Genomic DNA, 20,053 nt, shown 5'->3' with positions numbered 1-20,053 from the left:
CGGGCGAAGCAGGATCAGCACGGAATGCCGTCGAAAGCGATGAATTTAAGTAGAAGAAAAGCGAATAAATGAGGGATAAAAATTAAAAACTTAAGCTAATGGCGGCTATTTTTGTCGCCGAAATGAACCGATATAATGTGACCGTCATCAACAATAATCACCCTTAACAACTGGATCCAAGATGCTCTCTTCCCGCGCTCGTCGCGCTTTTCCGCTGTATATTTGCTGCTTAACGACTTTCACCAGTGTTTCAGCCCTTGCCGACAATACGCTTTTCACCGCGATGGACGATCCGGCCACCGCCAAGAAACCGTTCGAAGGCAACGTGCAGGCGGGCTACAACGCCCAGTCCGGCAACTCGCAGAGTTCCACTCTGTTGGCCAATACCAACATGACCTGGTTCAACACCGACGCGGCGTACAGCCTGTGGGGGGCGGCCAACAACACCACCTCTTCCAACGTGCGCTCGTCCGAAAAGTATCAGGCCGGCGGCCGTACGCGCTATAACCTGACCGATCGCAACTACCTGTTCGGCCAGGCCAGCTGGCTGAGCGACCGTTTCAACGGTTACGACTCACGCTCCACGCTGACCAGCGGCTATGGCCGTCAAATCCTCAACGGGCCGCTCAGCGACCTGCGGGTGGAATTCGGTCCCGGCGTGCGCCATGACGAATACCATGGCGGCGGCCGCTCGACCAAAGGGCTGGCCTATGGCGCGGCCAACTATTCCTATCAGCTCACCGACAACACCAAGTTCATTCAGGGCGTCTCCGCACTGGCGAACGAAGAAACCACGCTGAACTCGGAAAGCGCGTTGAACGTGGCGATCAACGATCGCTTTTCACTGCGCGTAGCTTACACCGTGACCTACAACAGCAAGCCACCGGCCTCCGCGCCGAAGAACACCGACACGACAACCTCGGTCACGCTGGTCTACGGCCTGTAACCTGCCCGCCCATGATTTCTCGAAGCCCATCATCGATGGGCTTTTTTTATGCGCGCAGTCACCTTTTGCACAATCTGCTAAAAATATTCACCCCACCCATTGACGACTTTAGCAAATAGCTTAATACTGTATGCATATACAGTAATTATTATACAGGTCAGGAGCATGACGGATATCGATAGCGAGCTGCCAAGCATCGATGCCTTCGGATCCCGAGGTTCTGTAAACGAAGCGAGCATAAGCTATGGAGAAAATCACCTCATTCATCACCTATGCCATGGCGCTGTTCCTCGCCTGGCTGGGCAAACTGTCTCCGCAGGACATTGCCTTTTTAGTCGGCGCCGCAGTAGGCATCGGCACTTTCCTGGTGAACTGGTATTACCGACGTAAAAGCCTGCAGATCTTGAAGGCTATTGAGCGCAATGCGGCATCACGGAGGAAAATTTTCGATGAGTGCAATCGTTAAACGCTGCAGCGTCGCCGCCGTTTTAGCCATCGCCGTGTTGTTGCCGTCGTTCGGCGAGCTGCAAACCTCAGAAACCGGCCTCAGGCTGATCGCCGATCTCGAAGGTTGCCGACTGTCTCCTTACCAGTGCAACGCCGGGGTATGGACACAGGGCATTGGGCACACCGCCGGCGTCATCCCTGGCAAGGCGATAGATGAACGGAAAGCCGCTGCGGATTTGGTAGACGATGTTCGCCGCACCGAGCGCGGCATGGCCGCCTGTCTACCGCAAACGCTCTCGCAAGAAACCTATGATGCGGTGATCGCCTTCGCCTTCAACGTGGGTATCAGCGCCGCCTGCCATTCCACGCTGGTCGCGCTGCTGCAGCAGGGTCAGTGGCAGCAGGCCTGCGATCAGTTGCCACGCTGGGTTTATGTAAATGGAAAGAAAAACAAGGGGCTGGAACAGCGACGCGCCATGGAACGCGCACTGTGCTTGCAAGGTATTGCCTCATCATGACGGGCTCGCTCGCCTAAGTGGTGATGCCACAACAATTTCACTTAATTTGTTCAAGGGGGTTCTTATGATGCACTGTCCATTATGCGGTCACGTGGCCCACACTCGCTCCAGCCGCTATCTGAGCGAGTCGACCAAAGAGCGTTACCATCAATGCCGCAACATCAATTGCAGCTGCACGTTCGCCACGCACGAGTCCGTCGCGCGGGTGATCGTCAAACCTGGCGATGACATTATCCCGGCGCAGCCTCACCCGCCGGAGAGTCAGCAGAAACAAAGCGCCGCGGCGCTGTAATGCAAAAAGCCTGCTTATGCAGGCTTTATTAAGTTGGCGATGCGCAGATGAAATCTCGCAAATGCAACCTGTCGAGGTTTTAAGATAAAAAAAGGGGTTGGCATAGGCCAACCCCTGATAACTATTAACTTTTGGATGCAGCGTTAGTTAACGCGGTTCAGACGCTCTTTGATACGAGCAGCCTTACCAGTACGTTCACGCAGGTAGTACAGTTTAGCTTTACGAACGGCACCACGACGTTTAACAGTAATGCTGTCGATTACTGGGGAGTGAGTCTGGAATACGCGCTCAACACCTTCGCCGTTGGAAATCTTACGAACAGTGAATGCAGAGTGCAGACCGCGGTTACGGATAGCGATAACCACGCCCTCGAATGCCTGCAGACGTTTTTTGCTACCTTCAACGACCCATACCTTCACTTCCACGGAATCACCCGGACGGAATGCAGGTACGTCTTGTTTCATCTGCTCTTGTTCAAGTTGCTTAATAATGTTGCTCATAATATGTCTCTTACCCTAGGTAAACTGATATATCGGTCCCGTCTGATGTCAGACGTTTCCTTCATAGTCCTGTTGCCTGGTCTGATGTTCCCGTTGGAACTCAGCCAGCAACACCGCTTGCTCGTCAGTCAGAGCTAGGCTTTCTAGAAGTTCAGGTCTTCTAAGCCAGGTTCGGCCCAGCGACTGCTTTAAGCGCCAGCGACGTATCTCGGCATGGTTGCCCGACAGCAGAACCGGCGGTACTTCCATTCCTTCCAACACCTCGGGGCGGGTATAGTGCGGGCAGTCCAGCAATCCATCGGCGAAAGAGTCTTCCTCCGCTGAGGCCTGATGGCCCAGCACACCCGGTATGAAACGGGCGACTGAATCAATCAGGGTCATCGCCGGCAGTTCCCCGCCGCTGAGAACGTAATCGCCGATTGACCATTCTTCGTCAATTTCGGTTTGGATTACGCGCTCGTCTATCCCTTCGTAACGGCCGCACACCAGAATCATCTTCTGATTGGCCGCCAGTTCGCACACGCCGGTTTGATCCAGCTTGCGCCCCTGAGGTGACAGATAAATCACCTTTGCTCCCTCGCCTGCCGCTGCTTTCGCCGCATGAATGGCTTCCCGTAAAGGTTGCACCATCATCAGCATTCCCGGGCCACCGCCGTAAGGGCGATCGTCCACGGTACGATGCCGGTCGTAGGTGAAGTCGCGCGGACTCCAACACTGCACGCTCAGCAGGCCATTTTTTACTGCCCGGCCAGTCACCCCGTAATCGGTGATAGCGCGGAACATCTCAGGAAACAGGCTTACAATACCGATGAACACAAGCCAATCCCCTTACCGTTATTCCACTTGCTTCGACCGTTTGATCCGGGGGTCAAAAACCAGGATCCCAATCTGCCTCAATCACGCGGGCAGTGAGATCGACTTTCTTGATAACCTGCCCATGAAGAAACGGAATCAACCGCTCCTTCATGCCGAACGCATCTTTCAGGTTCGCTTTCACAACCATCACATCGTTCGAGCCGGTTTCCATCATATCGATGACTTTACCCAGCTCGTAGCCGGCGGTGGTGACTACCTGGCAGCCCATCAGGTCTTTCCAGTAGTAATCGTCACCCTCCAGCGGAGGAAGTTGCTCAGAATCCACCATAATCTCGCGATTGGTCAGCAGATTCGCCGCGTCCCGATCGTCAATGCCTTTGACTTTGATGATCAGATCCTGACTGTGGCGCTTCCAGTCTTCCAACTCGATATGCTGCCACTGACCCGCCTGCTGGATAAACCACGGCTGATAGTCAAAAATGCTTTCGGCGTTCTCGGTGGATGAAAACACTCTGAGCCAACCACGAATGCCGTAAGCGGACCCCATTTTACCGAGTACAATCGGCTGCTTAGGCGCTACCGGTTTGAGTTGCTTGCTCATTGCCACCACCGCGACAGATTAAGCTGCTTTCTTAGCGTCTTTGATCAGCGCGTGAACGCGATCAGAAACGGTTGCACCCAGACCAACCCAGTGCTCGATGCGGTCCAGGTCCAGACGCAGTGCTTCAGCCTGACCGGAAGCGATCGGGTTGAAGAAGCCTACGCGCTCGATGAAACGACCATCACGAGCGTTGCGGCTGTCGGTCACTACTACTTGATAGAACGGACGCTTTTTAGCGCCGCCACGTGCCAAACGAATTGTTACCATAACATCCTCTTTAGTTAATAAAACAGCCGGGCCCCATTGAGGGACGGGGCCCGGTTGCAATATAAAAAGCCCGAAAATTTTACTCATTTTGGCGCAAAAAGCAATCTAAAGCGTCGATCGCAGGGGACAACTTTTGCAGCCTGTCAAATTTCGGGCGGTTTTCACCGCGAACGGCGAATGCTGAAAGCGCCCGCACTCGGCGTGCGGAGGCCCGTCAGCGGCCTGGGAAGCCCGGCGGCATCATACCTTTCATGCCACGCATCATCTTCGCCATACCGCCTTTCTTCATCTTCTTCATCATACGCTGCATTTCGTCGAACTGCTTCAGCAAGCGGTTGACGTCCTGCACCTGCATGCCGGCCCCCATCGCGATGCGGCGCTTGCGCGAGCCCTTGATGATTTCCGGTTTGGCGCGCTCTTTCAGCGTCATCGAGTTGATGATCGCCTCCATGCGCACCAACACTTTGTCGTCCATCTGCGACTTGACGTTATCCGGCAGCTGGCCCGCGCCCGGCAGCTTGCTCAGCATATTGGCCATGCCGCCCATGTTGCGCATCTGCTTGAGCTGCTCCAGGAAGTCGGTCAGATCGAAACCGTCGCCCTTCTTCAGCTTGTTGGCCAGTTTCTCCGCCTGCTCGCGGTCGACCTTGCTTTCGATATCTTCGATCAGCGACAGCACGTCGCCCATGCCCAGGATGCGTGACGCCACGCGATCCGGATAGAACGGCTCCAGCGCTTCGGTCTTCTCGCCGACGCCGAGGAACTTGATCGGCTTGCCGGTGATGTGGCGGATGGACAACGCCGCACCGCCGCGCGCATCGCCGTCGACCTTGGTCAGCACCACGCCGGTCAGCGGCAGCGCTTCGTTAAACGCCTTGGCGGTATTGGCGGCGTCCTGGCCGGTCATGGCGTCGACCACGAACAGGGTTTCCACCGGCTTGATGGCCGCGTGCACCTGTTTGATCTCGTCCATCATCGCTTCGTCAACGTGCAGACGGCCGGCGGTATCGACGATCAGTACGTCATAGAACTTCAGCTTGGCCTGCTGCAACGCGCGGTTGACGATGTCGATCGGTTTTTCTTTGACGTCGGACGGGAAGAAATCGATGCCGACACCTTCCGCCAGCGTTTCCAGCTGTTTGATCGCCGCCGGGCGATAAACGTCCGCGGAAACCACCAACACTTTCTTCTTCTGTTTTTCTTTCAGGAACTTGCCGAGCTTACCGACGCTGGTGGTTTTACCGGCGCCCTGCAGGCCCGCCATCAGCACCACGGCCGGCGGCTGAGCCGCCAGATTCAGCTCGGTGTTGACTTCGCCCATCGCGGCGATCAGCTCGCCCTTGACGATCTTGACGAACTCCTGCCCCGGCGTCAGGCTCTTGTTGACTTCATGGCCAACCGCGCTCTCTTTTACGCGGTTGATGAAGTCGCGCACCACCGGCAGCGCAACGTCCGCTTCCAGCAATGCCATACGCACTTCACGCAGGGTTTCCTTGATATTTTCTTCGGTCAGCCGCCCGCGGCCGCTGATATTGCGCAACGTGCGCGACAATCGATCGGTTAAATTTTCAAACATCGTCTCATGCTCAACGTGTAATGACAGGCCGCTCCGGCGACACAATTGCGCCGATGATAACACGAAGCGAGCAGGATCTCTGCCTCAGCGTTGGAGATAGGTTGGAGTGAAACGCGCGCAACGTTATACTGACACTCCAATTAACCACGCCGAAGCAAAATTAAACGCTATGCCAGTTTTCTCCATTGTGGCTTTGATGGCCTACCTGCTCAGCCTTGGACTGATCATTCCCAGTTTGTTGCGGAAGAATAGCGCATACCGTCGGCTTGCCCTCGTCTCGGCGGTGGTGGCGCTGATTTGCCACGCCATCGCGCTGCAGCAGCGCATCTTTGACGTCAGCGCCGGGCAGAATCTCAGCCTGCTGAACATTGGTTCCATCGTCAGCCTGATCATCTGCTCGGTGATGACCTTCGTCGCTTCGCGCGATCGCGGCTGGTTCCTGCTGCCAATCGTCTACAGCTTTGCGATGATCAACCTGGCCTTCGCCAGCTTTATGCCCGGCGAGTTCATCACTCACCTGGAGGCCAGCCCGGAACTGATGGTGCATATCGGCCTGGCGCTGTTCTCTTACGCCACCCTGATCATCGCCGCGCTCTATGCCTTGCAGCTCGCCTGGCTCGACTACCTGTTGAAAAACAAGAAGCTGACCTTCAGCGCCGACATGCCGCCGCTGATGAGCATTGAGCGCAAGATGTTCCATATCACCCAGATCGGCGTGGTGCTGCTGACGCTCACTCTGTGCACCGGCCTGCTGTACATGGATAATCTGTTCAGCAAAGAGAACGTGCATAAAGCCGTGCTGTCGATCATGGCCTGGTTCGTGTATATCGTGCTGTTGTGGGGCCACTACCATGAGGGCTGGCGCGGCCGCCGCGTCGTCTGGTTCAGCTTCGCCGGCGCCTTCCTGCTGACGCTCGCCTACTTCGGCAGCCGTCTGATTCAGCAGGTGATGGTGCGCTAGGCCAGCCTGGCTCAATTCTCCCTCTCTATAAGGAATACTGCATTGGAGCATGTGTCGACGGGGACCCTCATCATTATCCTGGTGATCATGATCGTGGTCTCCGCTTACTTCTCCGCCTCCGAAACCGGCATGATGACGCTCAACCGTTATCGCCTGCGTCACCTGTCCAAACAGGGCAACCGCTCGGCGCGTCGGGTCGAGAAGCTGCTGCAAAAACCGGATCGGCTGATCGGCCTGGTGCTGATCGGCAACAACCTGGTCAACATCCTCGCTTCGGCGCTGGCGACCATCGTCGGCATGCGGCTGTATGGCGATCTCGGCGTGGCGATTGCGACCGGCATACTGACTTTCGCCGTGCTGCTGTTCGCCGAAGTGCTGCCGAAGACCTTCGCCGCACTCTATCCGGAACGCATCGCCTTCCCCAGCAGCGTCCTGCTGGCCCCGTTGCAAAAGGTGATGTTCCCGCTTGTCTGGCTGCTCAACGGCATCACCAGCCTGACCTTGCGCCTGTTCGGCATTCGCACCAACGTGCGCATCAGCGACGCCGTCAGCAAGGATGAGCTGCGCACCATCGTGCGCGAATCCCAGTCGCAGATCTCCCGCCGCAATCAGGACATGCTGATTTCGGTGCTGGATCTGGAAAAGGTGACGGTCAACGACATCATGGTGCCGCGCACCGAGATCGTCGGCATCGACGTCAACGACGACTGGAAGTCGATCATGCGCCAGCTGACCCACTCGCCGCACGGCCGCATCGTGCTGTATCGCAGCTCGCTGGACGATGCGATCGGCATGCTGCGCGTGCGCGAAGCCTACCGCCTGATGACCGAGAAAAAAGAGTTCAACAAAGAGAACCTGCTGCGCGCCGCCGATGAGATCTATTTCGTTCCGGAAGGCACGCCGCTCAACGTGCAGCTGGTGAAATTCCAGCGCAACAAAGAGAAGGTCGGCATCGTGGTCGACGAGTACGGCGACATTCAGGGCCTGGTCACGGTGGAAGACATCCTCGAGGAGATCGTGGGCGATTTCACCACCTCGATGTCACCCACGCTGGCGGAAGAAGTCACGCCGCAGAGCGACGGTTCGGTCTTGATCGACGGCACCGCCAACGTGCGCGAGCTGAACAAGGCCTTCAACTGGACCTTGCCGGCCAACGAGGCTCGCACCGTCAACGGCATGCTGCTGGAAGAGCTGGAAGAGATCCCCGAAATCGGCACCCGGGTGCGCATCGGTCATTACGATATCGACATCCTCGACGTGCAGGGCAACATGATTAAACAGGTGCGGGTCACGCCGATCACCTCGCTGCAGTCCAGCGTCGGCCATCATTAGTCCTCGGCCAGAACGTAAAAAAGACGCGAAATCGCGTCTTTTTTTATTTTGCGGGCCACGCACGACTAGATATGCAGTTCCTGCAGCTTCTCTTTCGGCAGCGCCAGCTCGTCGTTGTGGTTCACCACCACGCCGTGATCCAGAATGTGCTTGGCGATTTCCTGCGCTTCTTCCAGCGAGTGCATATGGTAGGTGCCGCACTGGTACTCGTTAAGCTCAGGGATCTTGCGCTGGTCGGTCACTTTCAGCACGTCGGCCATCGCCGCTTTCCAGGCATCGGCAACGCGCTGCTCTTCCGGCACGCCGATCAGGCTCATGTAGAAACCGGTGCGACAGCCCATCGGGGAGATGTCGATAATTTCCACGCCCTGGCCGTTCAGGTGGTCACGCATAAAGCCGGCGAACAAGTGCTCCAGCGTGTGAATGCCGCGCTCGGGCATCACTTCCAGGTTCGGGCGGCAAAAGCGCAGATCAAACACCGTGATGGTATCGCCATGAGGCGTTTTCATGGTTTTTGCAACGCGGACAGCCGGAGCTGCCATACGGGTATGATCGACGGTAAAGCTATCCAGCAATGGCATTTCGCTACCTCCTCGTAAAAGAGCATTTATTTCGAAACTTTTTTTCCTAACCGGGAAACCTTTTCCAACCCTGCGAGTCTGAGTATGTGAAAGACGCGCATTTGTTATCATCATCCCTGTCATCAGAGATGCATATTTGGCCACATTGATGTGGCCTTTTTCTTTTTCAGCTTCCGCCGTTTTGCTTCAGGAACGCTTCAAAGCTTAGCGTATCATTGGCTTCTATGTCGCGTTGACGCTGCCACGAGGCTTCTCGCTCTTTATCCAGCTCGGCTTCGTTCAGGATTTCCAACGGTTCTTCCAGCAATGTCTGGCGATACTGCTCCGCCAGCTGCAAACCGACGCGCCCGGTGCCTTCCGCCTTCATGGCCTTGAGAATGCGCGCGGAGAAGGTCAGCTCAGGATCGTCAAACGCGGCGACCAGCTCATCGCACACCTGCTGGTATTGACGATCGCCGGCTTCGCCGTCCAACACTTCCGCCACCCGGCGCAGATCGGCGAACAGCGCCTTGCCGACTTTCTCCAGCGGCTCATGGCTGGCGCCACAGCCGATGCCGATGGTCTGGCCCGGCTTGCGCCCTTCGAGGATCACCCGGTTCCAGTTCTTGCGCGTGCACAGCAGCTCATCGCTGCTCATCTCCGGCGCATCCGCCAGCGCGCACCATACCAGGAACAGATCCAGGAAACGCGCCTGCACCGCATCCACGCCGATCGGCGAGAATGGGTTGATGTCCAGCGAACGCACTTCAATGTATTCGATACCGCCGCGCAGCAGCGCGTCCGACGGCGTCTCGCCGCTTTGGGTCACGCGCTTTGGCCGGATCGGCGCATACAGCTCGTTCTCGATTTGCAAAACGTTGCTGTTCAGCTGCAGGTAGCGATCGCCCTCTTTCACGCCCAGCTTGGCGAACTCTTCGGAAGGCGTGGCGATCGCCCGCTTCAAACCGGCCACATAGCTGTGCAGATCGTTGAAGGTGATGCCCAGATTACTCTGCGATTTATTGGTATAACCCAAGTCGCTCAGGCGCAGCGAAGTGGCGTACGGCAGGTAGCACATCCCCTGCTCGGTGCGCTCGAACGGCAGATTGGTCTCGCGCCCTTTGAGGAACGAAGAACAAATGGCCGGCGATGCACCGAACAGATACGGGATCACCCAGCCGAAACGGTAATAGTTGCGGATCAGGCGGAAATAACCGGCCGAGATCTGCTCTTTACCGCTTTCTGCGTCCTGCACGCCGGCCCAGGCCTGCCAAAATTCCAGCGGCAGCGAGAAGTTGTAGTGCACGCCGGAAATGGTCTGCATCAGCGCGCCATAGCGATTCTTCAGCCCTTCACGGTACAGCGTCTTCATGCGGCCGATGTTCGACGAACCGAACTGCGCCAGCTCGATGTCCTGCTCGGCTTCGATAAAGCACGGCATGCTGAGCGGCCACATGCGCTCATCGCCAATGTTGCGCGCCACGTAGCGATGAATATCGCGCAGGAACGTCAGCAAGTGATCGATATTGTCATCAACCGGCGTAATGAACTCTAACAGCGCCTCGGCGAAATCCGTGGTGATCCAGTGGTGCGTCAATGCCGCCCCCAGCTTTTCCGGATGCCCGGTGGTCGCCAAGGTGCCGTTCGGCGTGACTCGCAGCGTTTCACGCTCGATGCCGCGACGAATGCCTTTTAATGCCTGGGGATGGGCTTCCAACCAAGAAAGCGCCTGTGATACGTCCGGGATCAAATTGACCTCCCGCTTCTAAAAACAATAACTCGTAAGCATACTGAATCCGCACCCGAGAGAATATTGAGTTATATTCACTTGGTTACTGCCACCAGGCGATGCCCTGTACCGTTATCATAGCCAAAACGATGTAACGCAGCGCCTTTCCGATACACAGAAACAGCGCGACAGAGCCCCAGGGCATGCGCAGCCAACCTGCCAACACGCACAACAAATCGCCCACTACCGGCACCCAGCTGAGCAACAGCGCAGCCGGGCCAAAGCGCTGCAACCACCCGAGCGCCGTTGCCAACCCTCGCTGTGGTTTCAACGCCGGTAACAGGCGCCCGATAATGACATTGGTCAACCCGCCAAGAGTGTTGCCCAGGGTCGCGGCCAGCACCAGCAACTCCGGCGAGACGCGACTCTGGGTCAGCAAGGCGACCAGAACGATTTCTGAATTTCCCGGCAGCAGCGTCGCACTGAGGAAGCTGCTGCCAAATAACGATATTACGGCTAGCGTACTACTCACAGCGTACGAACGTCTACCACAGCCATGCCGGCATTTTTCGCCGCCTGAATGCCAAACTCGGCGTCTTCAAACACCACGCATTTTTCTGGCGGCACGCCGATCAGTTCGGCACAGCGCAGGAAGGTATCCGGCTCCGGTTTATGGCGCTGTACGTCGTCCGCACCGACGATCGCGTCGAAGCAGTTGAACAGGCCGAGATGACGCAGCAGCATTTCCGCCATGCGGTGCTCGCTGCCGGTGCCGACCGCCATCGGACGGCGGCCGTGATAGGACTTCACCACCTCGATCAATGGCAATGGACGCACGCTATCCAGCAGCATCGCTTCCACCGCGCGCGTTTTCTCCGCCGCCAAGTGATGGGGATCGAGATCGGCCTGATGGCTGGCGATAATCGCCTGAGCGATGCGCCAGGTCGGTGAACCGCTCAGCGCCACCATGGCCGCTTCATCAAACGTCATGCCATAACGGGACAGCACTTCGCGCCACGCTTTACGGTGCGTTGGCTCAGTGTCCAGAATCGTGCCGTCCATGTCGAAAATAAGACCCTGATAGCGGTCGTACATCGTTACTCCATGATCGTTGAGGAAAGAAAACTACTTTAGCGTAAAGCCGTTGGGTTGTCGCTGACTGCGTCATAGCGGAATGTGCTGTGATCGACCGGATGCAAAAAAGGAAAGGAGTGAAGAGAGAATGGCTAAATGCTGAAAAGCGAAAAACCCGCCAAAGCGGGTTTCTCTTAGATGGTGCATCCGGGAGGATGATTCGGCTCCAACGCCTCACCCTGCGGGCCGTTGCTAAAGCAACGTTATCCTCCCCAGGACACTTTCTTTTTACCACCCGCATGACGATTTCTCTTCGCGATACGGGAGGTTAAACATGGTGCATCCGGGAGGATTCGAACCTCCGACCGCTCGGTTCGTAGCCGAGTACTCTATCCAGCTGAGCTACGGATGCATGACTGTTTTTGCCGCTTGCCTGTTTCACGAATAACAGAAAAGCAAAAACCCGCTAAGGCGGGCTTCTCTTAGATGGTGCATCCGGGAGGATTCGAACCTCCGACCGCTCGGTTCGTAGCCGAGTACTCTATCCAGCTGAGCTACGGATGCATTACTATTTTTACCGCGTGCCGACTTTGCTAATAAAGCCAGACTTGAAGAATGGTGCATCCGGGAGGATGATTCGGCGCTAGCGCCTCACCCTGCGGGCCGTTGCTTAAGCAACGTTATCCTCCCTGGTAACACTTTCTTTTCTTCCACCCGCTTGAAGATTTCTCTTCGCGACGAGTGAGATTAAGAATGGTGCATCCGGGAGGATTCGAACCTCCGACCGCTCGGTTCGTAGCCGAGTACTCTATCCAGCTGAGCTACGGATGCACAGGAATTCTTTTTTGATACCGTATGGTACGTTGTTACTACCCCACCATACTGCAAAATATGGTGCATCCGGGAGGATTCGAACCTCCGACCGCTCGGTTCGTAGCCGAGTACTCTATCCAGCTGAGCTACGGATGCAAATGGCGGTGAGGCGGGGATTCGAACCCCGGATGCAGCTTTTGACCGCATACTCCCTTAGCAGGGGAGCGCCTTCAGCCTCTCGGCCACCTCACCATACGCTTCTTTCGAATTGTGCCTAACTTGCTTTGGAGAAGCTCATCGGCACTGCGTGGCGCACATATTACTTTCTCCGACTTTTAAGTCAAACAATTTTTCCCAACTCATGCGCGTTTGCACAATTCGCACCCAACATGGGCGATTTCACGGCAAAAAGGGCGTTTTATCAACAGGCAACCGCAACGTCTGCAGCAATAAAGCAGGAAACTCACCGGGAAAATAATCACGAAAAAGAAGAGGGAGAACGAAAGAAGTGGGTAAAACGATGCAGTAGCGTCTCGTCTGGCAACGAGACGCTGCTTCGGAATCAGTAAGTCGTCTGCTGAGACTTCTCTGCCTGAATGCGCTGATAGATTTCTTCACGGTGAACTGAAACCTCTTTGGGGGCGTTCACACCAATACGCACCTGGTTGCCTTTTACCCCTAGCACAGTGACCGTAACCTCATCGCCAATCATGAGGGTTTCACCAACTCGACGAGTCAGAATTAACATTCTTTGCTCCTTGAAAGATTAAAAGAGTCGGGTCTCTCAGTTTCCCCGTCATTATCCATCATATGTGGTGAAAACGTAAGCCGCGCAATCCACAATAAGTGTAAGCAGACTTGGTCCCACCTCAGATAATGGTAAGTTTAGCCGACCAGAAAAACTTTGTTCCCGCAATTGTAACTAAATTGTGTTAGCACAGTATGAAAACGCCATAATCAACAAAGTATTATGGCGTTTGTCCGTGCTATTTATTTATGTTCACAGCTTTGAGGCCACCCAGGCTTCTACGCTGTTTAACGCCGCTGGCAGGGCGTTGATATCCGTCCCCCCCGCCATCGCCATATCAGGGCGACCACCGCCCTTGCCGCCGACCTGCTGCGCCACGTTGCCGATCAACTCGCCAGCTTTCACGCGGTCAGTCAGATCCTTGGTCACGCCCGCGACCAGGCTGACTTTGTCATCAGCCGTCGTCGCCAACACGATAATGGCCGAACCCAATTGATTTTTCAGGTCATCCACCATGGTGCGCAGCATTTTGGCTTCGACATTGTCCAACTGGCTAACCAACAGCTTCACGCCGTTAACCACTTTCGCCTGGCTGGACAGCGACGCGCTTTCCTGCGCCGCCTGCTGATCTTTCAGCTGCTGCAGTTCTTTTTCCAGCGCGCGCGTGCGATCGATCACCGAGCGCACTTTATCGGTCAGGTTGTTGCTGTCGCCCTTCACCAACTGAGCAACGTCTTGCAACAAATCGCTTTGCTGATGCAGCGTAGCGATAGCGCCAGCGCCGGTCACCGCTTCAATACGGCGGATGCCCGCCGCGGTACCCGATTCGCTCAGAATGCGGAACAGGCCGATATCACCGGTGCGGCTGGCGTGGGTGCCGCCGCACAGCTCGGTGGAGAAGTCGCCCATGGTCAGCACGCGCACGTTGTCGTCGTACTTCTCGCCGAACAGCGCCATCGCCCCCTTCTCTTTGGCATCTTCCAACGCCATCAGCTCGGTCTGCACCGGCAGGTTACGACGCACCTGCTGGTTAACCAGATCTTCCACCGCGCGAATTTGTTCCGGCTTCATCGCTTCAAAATGCGAGAAGTCGAAGCGCAGGTATTTGTCGTTAACCAGAGAGCCTTTCTGCGCAACGTGCTCGCCCAACGTTTGGCGCAGCGCGGCGTGCAGCAGGTGGGTCGCGGAGTGGTTCAGACGGATGCTGTTGCGGCGCTCGGCGTCGATCTGCGCATCCACGCGATCGTTCAGCTTCAGCGAACCTTGCGCCAGCTTGCCTTGATGGCCGATAGCCTGACCGTATTTCTGGGTGTCGTTGACCACAAACTCGGCACCGGCGGCTTTCAGCACGCCTTTATCGCCGACCTGGCCGCCGGATTCACCGTAGAACGGCGTCTCGTCCAGCACCACCACCGCCTCTTCGCCGGCGTTGATCTGCTCGACCGGCTGGCCGTCACGGAACAGCGCGATCACCGTCGCCTGCTGCTCGTCATGATCATAGCCGCTGAACTGGCTGCTGCCGTCCACGCGGATCAGGCTGTTGTAGTCGGCGCCGAAACCGCTGGATTCGCGCGCGCGGCGGCGCTGCGCTTCCATCGCTTCTTCAAAGCCCGCTTCGTCGACTTTCAGACCGCGCTCGCGGCAGACGTCTGCGGTCAGATCCACCGGGAAGCCGTAGGTGTCGTACAGACGGAAAGCGGTCTCGCCGTCCAGGGTATCGCCCTGCAGCTTGGCCAGCTCTTCGTCCAACAGCGCCAGGCCACGCTCCAGCGTGCGGGCAAACTGTTCTTCTTCGGTTTTCAGCACCTGCTCCACCAGCGATTGCTGGCGTTTCAGCTCGTCGGCCGCCGGGCCCATCACTTCGATCAGCGGCGCCACCAGCTTGTAGAAGAAGGTGTCTTTCGCGCCCAGCATGTTGCCATGGCGGATCGCGCGACGAATGATGCGGCGCAGCACGTAGCCGCGGTTTTCGTTAGACGGGATCACGCCGTCCGACACCAGGAAGGCGCAGGAACGAATGTGGTCGGCGATAACGCGCAGGGATTTGTTATCCAGATCGGTCGCGCCGGTCACTTTCGCCACGGCGGCGATCAGGGTGCGGAACAGGTCGATCTCATAGTTGGAGTTCACATGCTGCAACACCGCCGCGATGCGTTCCAGACCCATACCGGTATCCACCGAAGGTTTCGGCAGCGGCAGCATGGTGCCGTCGGACTGACGGTTGAACTGCATGAAAACGATGTTCCAGATCTCGATGTAGCGGTCGCCGTCTTCTTCCGGGCTGCCCGGAGGGCCGCCCCAGATGTGATCGCCGTGATCGTAGAAAATCTCGGTGCACGGGCCGCATGGGCCGGTATCACCCATCTGCCAGAAGTTATCGGAAGCGAAAGGCGCGCCCTTGTTATCGCCGATGCGGATAATGCGCTCGGCCGGTACGCCGATTTGCTTCTGCCAGATGTCGAATGCTTCGTCATCGGTTTCATACACGGTGACCCACAGTCTCTCTTTCGGCAGGTTGAACCAGTTTTCACCGGTCAGCAGTTCCCACGCGTAGCTGATAGCGTCGTGCTTGAAGTAATCGCCGAAGCTGAAGTTGCCCAGCATTTCAAAGAAGGTGTGGTGACGAGCGGTATAACCGACGTTTTCCAGGTCGTTATGCTTGCCGCCTGCGCGCACGCAGCGCTGCGAGGTGGTGGCGCGGGAATAGGCGCGTTTGTCGAGCCCCAGGAAAACATCCTTAAATTGGTTCATGCCGGCATTGGTAAACAGCAATGTCGGATCATTGTTAGGCACCAGGGAGCTGCTTGCTACAACCTGATGACCCTTACTATGAAAGAAATCGAGAAACGCTTGACGGATCTCAGCGGTGCTCTTGCTCATAATTTTCCTGGAAAGGCTAGAATAACGACACGTGAGCCGGTGGCGCGTCATCCCGACGATGACAACCAGCTCACGAACAAAAAGTGGGGATAAGATAAATTTTCTTCAGAGGGAAGTAAAACCCCGTGTGCGCTCATTGCGCAAAATCACGGTAAATTGACTGAATTTCTTCTTGGAAGAAGCCGCGATAGAGCAGATAACGCTGCACTTTGGCTTTCTCTTTCCAGTCGGTTGGCAACGCATCGCCAAATTTTCGCTGCGCCACCTGTTTCGCCTGTTCACACCAGTCGATATCGCATTCCGCCAACGCGTCCTGCACCAGCGCTTTATCCACGCCTTTTTGCATCAGTTCGCTGCGGATGCGCTGCGCGCCATAACCTTTGCGGCTGCGGCTGCCGATGTAGCTGTGGGCGAAACGCTTATCGTCCAGCCAGTTGTGCTGGTAACAGTAGACGATAACCTGCTCGATCAGCGCGGGATCTACCGGCTCTTCGGCTACCGTCGGCGCATGCGGCCCCTTGCCGCCAAACCGGGCTTTCGCCACAAACGGCTGCGCCGCAAGTTTGCGGCGCAGTTCAGCTTCACTATGATCGCGTTGCGACAGCAGGCGCATGGCGCGGCTTAGCAAGTCATTCATCATTCAAGCCTGAATTCAGGGGATGTGCGCCACATAAACGGCAGCGCACATCTTCAGCGATTAAAACTGCTCGCTGGTTTCCGCTTCGTCATCTTCGAAGTCGTCACCGGAGGCAGCCACCAGCTCACCGCCGCTGTGCAGCAGCAGGTCGCGCAGTTTCTTATCCAGCTCGGCGGCGATAGCCGGGTTTTCTTTCAGGAAGTTACAGGCGTTCGCCTTGCCCTGACCGATCTTCTCGCCGTTATAGCTGTACCAGGCGCCGGCTTTTTCGATCATCTTGTGCTTCACGCCCAGATCGACCAGTTCACCACGGCTGTTGATGCCTTCGCCGTACATGATTTGGAACTCAGCCTGTTTGAACGGCGCAGCGATTTTGTTCTTCACCACTTTCACGCGGGTTTCGCTGCCCACCACTTCGTCGCCCTCTTTGATGGCGCCGATACGACGGATATCCAGACGCACCGAAGCATAGAACTTCAGAGCGTTACCACCGGTAGTGGTTTCCGGGTTGCCGAACATCACACCAATTTTCATACGGATCTGGTTGATGAAGATCAGCAGGGTATTGGCATTTTTCAGGTTGCCGGCCAGCTTACGCATCGCCTGGCTCATCATGCGCGCCGCCAACCCCATGTGCGAATCGCCGATTTCACCTTCGATTTCCGCCTTCGGCGTCAACGCCGCCACGGAATCGACGATGATGACGTCAACCGCGCCGGAGCGGGTCAGCGCATCACAGATTTCCAGAGCCTGCTCGCCGGTGTCCGGCTGGGAGCACAGCAGGTTGTCGATATCGACGCCCAGCTTCTTCGCATAGATAGGATCCAGCGCGTGCTCGGCATCGATGAACGCACAGGTTTTGCCTTCGCGCTGCGCGGCGGCGATCACCTGCAGCGTCAGGGTGGTTTTACCGGACGATTCCGGACCGTAGATTTCGACGATGCGGCCCATCGGCAGGCCGCCGGCGCCCAGAGCGATATCGAGTGACAGTGAGCCGGTGGAGATGGTTTCCACGTCCATGGAGCGGTCTTCACCCAGGCGCATGATGGAGCCTTTGCCGAACTGTTTCTCAATCTGGCCCAGTGCCGCAGCTAACGCCTTTTGCTTGTTCTCATCAATAGCCATTTTTGCTCCTTCGTTTCGCAATGCCGGTGTTACCCCACACTGCCACTGAATGTATGTTGTGCAGGAAATGTCACTAATTATACTGTATGGTCATACAGTATCAAGCCTAATTTACAAAAATTCGTCGATGGCGGTTTGCAGCGCGAAAATCGTCGCCTGCAGCCGCACCGCATCGCGGTCGCCCTCGAATTGCATCTTGCGCGACAGCCCCCGGCCATCGCTGCTGGCGAAGCCGAACCACACGGTGCCGACCGGCTTTTCCGCGCTGCCGCCGTCCGGGCCGGCGATGCCGCTCACCGACAGCGCCAGATCGGCCTGCGCCGCCCGCAGCGCCCCTATGGCCATCTCGCGCACCACCTCTTCGCTGACCGCGCCATGCGCCGCCAACGTCGCTTCGCTCACCCCCAGCAGGTCATGCTTCGCCGCATTGCTGTAGGTCACGAATCCGCGATCAAAATAGGCGGAGCTGCCCGCGACATCGGTAATGGCCTTGGCGATGCCGCCGCCGGTGCAGGATTCCGCGCAGGTGATCCAGCGGCCCTGCGCCTTCAGTTTTTCCCCTGCCAGCACGCTGAGCCGGCGCAGTTGGTTTTGACTCATAACCCCTCCCTCGCGAATTCAGGTATATGCGCCCGATAGTAACATTTATCAAGGCGGCGCGGCGGCTGGCGCGCAGAAATGCGCAGCGCCTCGCAGGAGGTGCGGTTTTAAGCGCCCGGCCAAGCTGCTAGTATCAAAAGAAGCGCCCCATCGAGCGGCGGCGCACCAGCACAAGGAACATCACGGAGGCGGCACGCTGCGGCGGCGGCCTCAGGGCGCACCAGAAGAGATTAGGATGATAGAGTGAAAAAAACGTTGGGCGTATTTTTGCCGTTGTACACCACCACCCTGCTGCTGCTGTTGGGCTCAGGCCTGCTCACTACCTACGTCTCGCTGCGGCTGACCTCCATTCACGTCAGCAGCGCGCTGATCGGCGCCATCATCGCCGCCAACTACATCGGGCTGGTGATCGGCGGCAAGGTCGGCCACTTTCTCATCGCCCGCGTCGGGCATATCCGCGCCTACGTGGCCTGCGCCGGCATCATCACCGCCGCGGTGCTGGGCCACGGCCTGACGGAGTTCATTCCCGCCTGGGTCGCGCTGCGCCTGGTGATCGGCCTATGCATGATGTGTCAGTACATGGTGCTGGAGAGCTGGTTGAACGACCAGGCGGAATCCAACCATCGCGGCATGGTGTTCGGCTTCTATATGGCGGCGACCTATCTCGGCATGTCGCTGGGCCAGATCGTGCTGATGCTGCAAAGCAATCTGGGCATCGCCACGCTGCTGGTGATCGCGCTGTGCTTCGCGCTCTGTCTGGTGCCGATCGCTCTGACTACCCGCACCAATGCGCGCCACATGTCGCCGGCGCCGATGGAACTGCGTTATTTTGTCGGCGCCATTCCCAAGGTGCTGGCCACCACGCTGGTGATCGGCATGGTCGTGGGCTCGTTTTACGGGCTGGCGCCGGTCTACGCCAGCCTGCAGTCCTTAACCACTCAGCAAACCGGCCTGTTCATGGCGCTCTCCATCTTCGCCGGGCTGGTGGCGCAATTCCCGCTCAGTTGGCTGTCGGATCGCTATAACCGCCCCTTGCTGATGCGCCTCAACGCCATTCTGCTGATCGTGGCGGCGCTACCGCTGGCGCTGCTGCCGCACATCGATTTTCCGCTGCTGCTGGCGGTAGGATTCGTCGTCAGCATGCTGCAGTTTACGCTCTACCCGCTGGCGGTGGCGCTGGCCAACGATCTGATCGAGCCGGAGCGCCGCGTCTCGCTGGCCGCCTGTCTGCTGATGGCGTTCGGCGTCGGCGCCAGCATCGGGCCGTTGGCGGTCGGCGCGCTGATCGAGCCGCTTGGCGGCAATATTCTGTACGCCTTCTTCGCCCTGTGCGGCGTGCTGCTGGCAGCCCTGAGCCGGACGGCCAAAGCAGAGGAACCGCAGCTGGCGCAGGACGCGCCGGTGCCGCATATTGCGCTGCCGGACAGTCTCGCCAGCTCGCCGCTGTCGCCGGCGCTCAATCCAACCTTCGATGAGCAGATCATTCACGACACCATGCCGCCGCCGGAAGCGGCGCCCGATGTCGAGGAGCCGCAGCCCGAAGAACAGGAAGCGGAACCCTCAGCTCAGGGGGCGGATCCGGAAGAAGACACCGGTCTGAAAAAGGCGCACGCCATGCTGTAAATGGCTGC

The 20,053-nt window shown here is 57.3% G+C and carries 22 protein-coding genes and 5 tRNA genes; 8 read left to right on the top strand and 19 right to left on the bottom strand.

Going from position 1 to position 20,053, the window contains the following annotated elements; all coding sequences use genetic code 11:
* The first annotated feature begins 181 nt into the window (after window positions 1-181).
* The 4 genes from ITX55_RS08105 (at window position 182) to ITX55_RS08090 (ending at window position 2,203) form a co-directional block, all read left to right on the top strand.
* Complete coding sequence (locus ITX55_RS08105) at window positions 182-946, top strand: YdiY family protein (RefSeq protein ID WP_033641933.1); 765 nt, start codon at window positions 182-184, stop codon at window positions 944-946.
* Between the two features lie 244 nt (window positions 947-1,190).
* Window positions 1,191-1,412, top strand: coding sequence for a holin (locus tag ITX55_RS08100; RefSeq protein ID WP_033652732.1), 222 nt, complete (start codon window positions 1,191-1,193; stop codon window positions 1,410-1,412).
* Window positions 1,396-1,911, top strand: coding sequence for a lysozyme (locus ITX55_RS08095; RefSeq protein ID WP_033652733.1), 516 nt, complete (start codon window positions 1,396-1,398; stop codon window positions 1,909-1,911). Before ITX55_RS08100 ends, ITX55_RS08095 begins: the two co-directional genes overlap by 17 nt.
* A gap of 64 nt (window positions 1,912-1,975) precedes the next feature.
* Complete coding sequence (locus ITX55_RS08090; RefSeq protein WP_033641912.1) at window positions 1,976-2,203, top strand: ogr/Delta-like zinc finger family protein; 228 nt, start codon at window positions 1,976-1,978, stop codon at window positions 2,201-2,203.
* A gap of 143 nt (window positions 2,204-2,346) precedes the next feature.
* Here ITX55_RS08090 and rplS read toward each other — a convergent pair whose 3' ends face one another.
* The 5 genes from rplS to ffh all read right to left on the bottom strand — a co-directional run bounded on the left by rplS (window position 2,347) and on the right by ffh (window position 5,963).
* Window positions 2,347-2,703, bottom strand: coding sequence for a 50S ribosomal protein L19 (gene rplS / locus ITX55_RS08085; protein ID WP_015376707.1), 357 nt, complete (start codon window positions 2,701-2,703; stop codon window positions 2,347-2,349).
* A gap of 48 nt (window positions 2,704-2,751) precedes the next feature.
* Window positions 2,752-3,519 (bottom strand): tRNA (guanosine(37)-N1)-methyltransferase TrmD, encoded by a 768-nt coding sequence (gene trmD / locus ITX55_RS08080; RefSeq protein WP_033641911.1) that lies wholly within the window; start codon window positions 3,517-3,519, stop codon window positions 2,752-2,754.
* Between the two features lie 52 nt (window positions 3,520-3,571).
* A complete protein-coding gene (rimM, locus tag ITX55_RS08075; protein WP_019455135.1) occupies window positions 3,572-4,120 on the bottom strand; it encodes a ribosome maturation factor RimM in 549 nt (182 codons plus the stop codon).
* An 18-nt stretch (window positions 4,121-4,138) separates the two neighbouring features.
* Window positions 4,139-4,387, bottom strand: a complete 249-nt coding sequence (gene rpsP / locus ITX55_RS08070) for a 30S ribosomal protein S16 (RefSeq protein WP_004932501.1) — start codon at window positions 4,385-4,387, stop codon at window positions 4,139-4,141.
* Window positions 4,388-4,601: 214 nt separating this feature from the next.
* Entirely contained in the window at window positions 4,602-5,963 is a 1,362-nt protein-coding gene (gene ffh, locus ITX55_RS08065; protein ID WP_004932504.1) for a signal recognition particle protein, read from the bottom strand.
* Window positions 5,964-6,132: 169 nt separating this feature from the next.
* Here ffh and ITX55_RS08060 point away from each other — a divergent pair, with 169 nt between their 5' ends.
* Window positions 6,133-6,924 carry an inner membrane protein YpjD gene (locus ITX55_RS08060; protein ID WP_004932506.1) on the top strand — a complete coding sequence of 264 codons (792 nt, stop codon included), beginning with the start codon at window positions 6,133-6,135 and terminating at the stop codon, window positions 6,922-6,924.
* Window positions 6,925-6,966: 42 nt separating this feature from the next.
* The gene (locus ITX55_RS08055; RefSeq protein ID WP_016929024.1) at window positions 6,967-8,256 is read left to right on the top strand and encodes an HlyC/CorC family transporter; all 1,290 of its coding nucleotides are present in this window, start codon (window positions 6,967-6,969) and stop codon (window positions 8,254-8,256) included.
* A gap of 65 nt (window positions 8,257-8,321) precedes the next feature.
* Here ITX55_RS08055 and luxS read toward each other — a convergent pair whose 3' ends face one another.
* The 11 genes from luxS to alaS all read right to left on the bottom strand — a co-directional run bounded on the left by luxS (window position 8,322) and on the right by alaS (window position 16,060).
* The gene (gene luxS / locus ITX55_RS08050) at window positions 8,322-8,837 is read right to left on the bottom strand and encodes an S-ribosylhomocysteine lyase (protein WP_033641910.1); all 516 of its coding nucleotides are present in this window, start codon (window positions 8,835-8,837) and stop codon (window positions 8,322-8,324) included.
* Between the two features lie 166 nt (window positions 8,838-9,003).
* Window positions 9,004-10,566: a glutamate--cysteine ligase gene (gene gshA / locus ITX55_RS08045; protein WP_033641909.1), complete on the bottom strand. Its 1,563-nt coding sequence runs from the start codon at window positions 10,564-10,566 to the stop codon at window positions 9,004-9,006.
* 82 nt (window positions 10,567-10,648) lie between these two features.
* Window positions 10,649-11,077 carry a YqaA family protein gene (locus ITX55_RS08040; protein WP_004932520.1) on the bottom strand — a complete coding sequence of 143 codons (429 nt, stop codon included), beginning with the start codon at window positions 11,075-11,077 and terminating at the stop codon, window positions 10,649-10,651.
* A complete protein-coding gene (gene yqaB / locus ITX55_RS08035) occupies window positions 11,074-11,640 on the bottom strand; it encodes a fructose-1-phosphate/6-phosphogluconate phosphatase (protein ID WP_033641908.1) in 567 nt (188 codons plus the stop codon). Before yqaB ends, ITX55_RS08040 begins: the two co-directional genes overlap by 4 nt.
* A gap of 314 nt (window positions 11,641-11,954) precedes the next feature.
* Window positions 11,955-12,031 (bottom strand) — tRNA-Arg (locus ITX55_RS08030).
* A gap of 75 nt (window positions 12,032-12,106) precedes the next feature.
* Window positions 12,107-12,183, bottom strand: a tRNA-Arg gene (locus ITX55_RS08025).
* A gap of 190 nt (window positions 12,184-12,373) precedes the next feature.
* Window positions 12,374-12,450: transfer RNA gene (locus tag ITX55_RS08020), tRNA-Arg, on the bottom strand.
* Between the two features lie 61 nt (window positions 12,451-12,511).
* A tRNA-Arg gene (locus ITX55_RS08015) sits at window positions 12,512-12,588 on the bottom strand.
* Between the two features lie 3 nt (window positions 12,589-12,591).
* Window positions 12,592-12,684: transfer RNA gene (locus ITX55_RS08010), tRNA-Ser, on the bottom strand.
* A 310-nt stretch (window positions 12,685-12,994) separates the two neighbouring features.
* The gene (gene csrA, locus ITX55_RS08005) at window positions 12,995-13,180 is read right to left on the bottom strand and encodes a carbon storage regulator CsrA (protein ID WP_004091602.1); all 186 of its coding nucleotides are present in this window, start codon (window positions 13,178-13,180) and stop codon (window positions 12,995-12,997) included.
* A 252-nt stretch (window positions 13,181-13,432) separates the two neighbouring features.
* Window positions 13,433-16,060, bottom strand: a complete 2,628-nt coding sequence (gene alaS, locus ITX55_RS08000) for an alanine--tRNA ligase (RefSeq protein WP_108680196.1) — start codon at window positions 16,058-16,060, stop codon at window positions 13,433-13,435.
* On the opposite strand from alaS, the gene ITX55_RS07995 reads away from it, so the two are divergent.
* On the top strand, window positions 16,010-16,153 hold the full coding sequence (locus ITX55_RS07995) for a hypothetical protein (protein WP_162180460.1): 144 nt from the start codon (window positions 16,010-16,012) through the stop codon (window positions 16,151-16,153). The two genes, alaS and ITX55_RS07995, sit on opposite strands and share 51 nt — an antisense overlap.
* Window positions 16,154-16,193: 40 nt before the next feature.
* Here the strand turns inward: ITX55_RS07995 and recX are convergent, their stop codons facing one another.
* The 3 genes from recX to pncC form a co-directional block, all read right to left on the bottom strand.
* Window positions 16,194-16,697, bottom strand: coding sequence for a recombination regulator RecX (recX, locus tag ITX55_RS07990; RefSeq protein WP_047025225.1), 504 nt, complete (start codon window positions 16,695-16,697; stop codon window positions 16,194-16,196).
* Between the two features lie 60 nt (window positions 16,698-16,757).
* Window positions 16,758-17,822, bottom strand: a complete 1,065-nt coding sequence (recA, locus tag ITX55_RS07985) for a recombinase RecA (protein WP_004932541.1) — start codon at window positions 17,820-17,822, stop codon at window positions 16,758-16,760.
* 111 nt (window positions 17,823-17,933) lie between these two features.
* The gene (gene pncC / locus ITX55_RS07980; RefSeq protein ID WP_033641905.1) at window positions 17,934-18,422 is read right to left on the bottom strand and encodes a nicotinamide-nucleotide amidase; all 489 of its coding nucleotides are present in this window, start codon (window positions 18,420-18,422) and stop codon (window positions 17,934-17,936) included.
* A gap of 243 nt (window positions 18,423-18,665) precedes the next feature.
* Between pncC and ITX55_RS07975 the strand changes: the two genes are divergently transcribed.
* Window positions 18,666-20,045: an MFS transporter gene (locus tag ITX55_RS07975; protein ID WP_223084988.1), complete on the top strand. Its 1,380-nt coding sequence runs from the start codon at window positions 18,666-18,668 to the stop codon at window positions 20,043-20,045.
* The last annotated feature ends 8 nt before the right edge of the window (window positions 20,046-20,053 follow it).

This window comes from Serratia sp. EWG9 (genome assembly GCF_019913725.1).
Lineage (GTDB): Bacteria > Pseudomonadota > Gammaproteobacteria > Enterobacterales > Enterobacteriaceae > Serratia > Serratia ureilytica.
Note: the sequence above shows the minus strand (reverse complement) of the source record. Positions and strands in the feature narration are given on the sequence as shown.

Excerpts from the sequence above, each read along its gene's own strand:
- ITX55_RS08105 (WP_033641933.1), top strand. The coding sequence starts at position 182 with ATGCTCTCTTCCCGCGCTCGTCGCGCTTTTCCGCTGTATATTTGCTGC.
- ITX55_RS08100 (WP_033652732.1), top strand. The coding sequence starts at position 1,191 with ATGGAGAAAATCACCTCATTCATCACCTATGCCATGGCGCTGTTCCTC.
- ITX55_RS08095 (WP_033652733.1), top strand. The coding sequence starts at position 1,396 with ATGAGTGCAATCGTTAAACGCTGCAGCGTCGCCGCCGTTTTAGCCATC.
- ITX55_RS08090 (WP_033641912.1), top strand. The coding sequence starts at position 1,976 with ATGATGCACTGTCCATTATGCGGTCACGTGGCCCACACTCGCTCCAGC.
- rplS (WP_015376707.1), bottom strand. The coding sequence starts at position 2,703 with ATGAGCAACATTATTAAGCAACTTGAACAAGAGCAGATGAAACAAGAC.
- rimM (WP_019455135.1), bottom strand. The coding sequence starts at position 4,120 with ATGAGCAAGCAACTCAAACCGGTAGCGCCTAAGCAGCCGATTGTACTC.
- rpsP (WP_004932501.1), bottom strand. The coding sequence starts at position 4,387 with ATGGTAACAATTCGTTTGGCACGTGGCGGCGCTAAAAAGCGTCCGTTC.
- ffh (WP_004932504.1), bottom strand. The coding sequence starts at position 5,963 with ATGTTTGAAAATTTAACCGATCGATTGTCGCGCACGTTGCGCAATATC.
- ITX55_RS08060 (WP_004932506.1), top strand. The coding sequence starts at position 6,133 with ATGCCAGTTTTCTCCATTGTGGCTTTGATGGCCTACCTGCTCAGCCTT.
- luxS (WP_033641910.1), bottom strand. The coding sequence starts at position 8,837 with ATGCCATTGCTGGATAGCTTTACCGTCGATCATACCCGTATGGCAGCT.
- yqaB (WP_033641908.1), bottom strand. The coding sequence starts at position 11,640 with ATGTACGACCGCTATCAGGGTCTTATTTTCGACATGGACGGCACGATT.
- csrA (WP_004091602.1), bottom strand. The coding sequence starts at position 13,180 with ATGTTAATTCTGACTCGTCGAGTTGGTGAAACCCTCATGATTGGCGAT.
- ITX55_RS07995 (WP_162180460.1), top strand. The coding sequence starts at position 16,010 with ATGAAAGAAATCGAGAAACGCTTGACGGATCTCAGCGGTGCTCTTGCT.
- alaS (WP_108680196.1), bottom strand. The coding sequence starts at position 16,060 with ATGAGCAAGAGCACCGCTGAGATCCGTCAAGCGTTTCTCGATTTCTTT.
- recX (WP_047025225.1), bottom strand. The coding sequence starts at position 16,697 with ATGAATGACTTGCTAAGCCGCGCCATGCGCCTGCTGTCGCAACGCGAT.
- recA (WP_004932541.1), bottom strand. The coding sequence starts at position 17,822 with ATGGCTATTGATGAGAACAAGCAAAAGGCGTTAGCTGCGGCACTGGGC.
- pncC (WP_033641905.1), bottom strand. The coding sequence starts at position 18,422 with ATGAGTCAAAACCAACTGCGCCGGCTCAGCGTGCTGGCAGGGGAAAAA.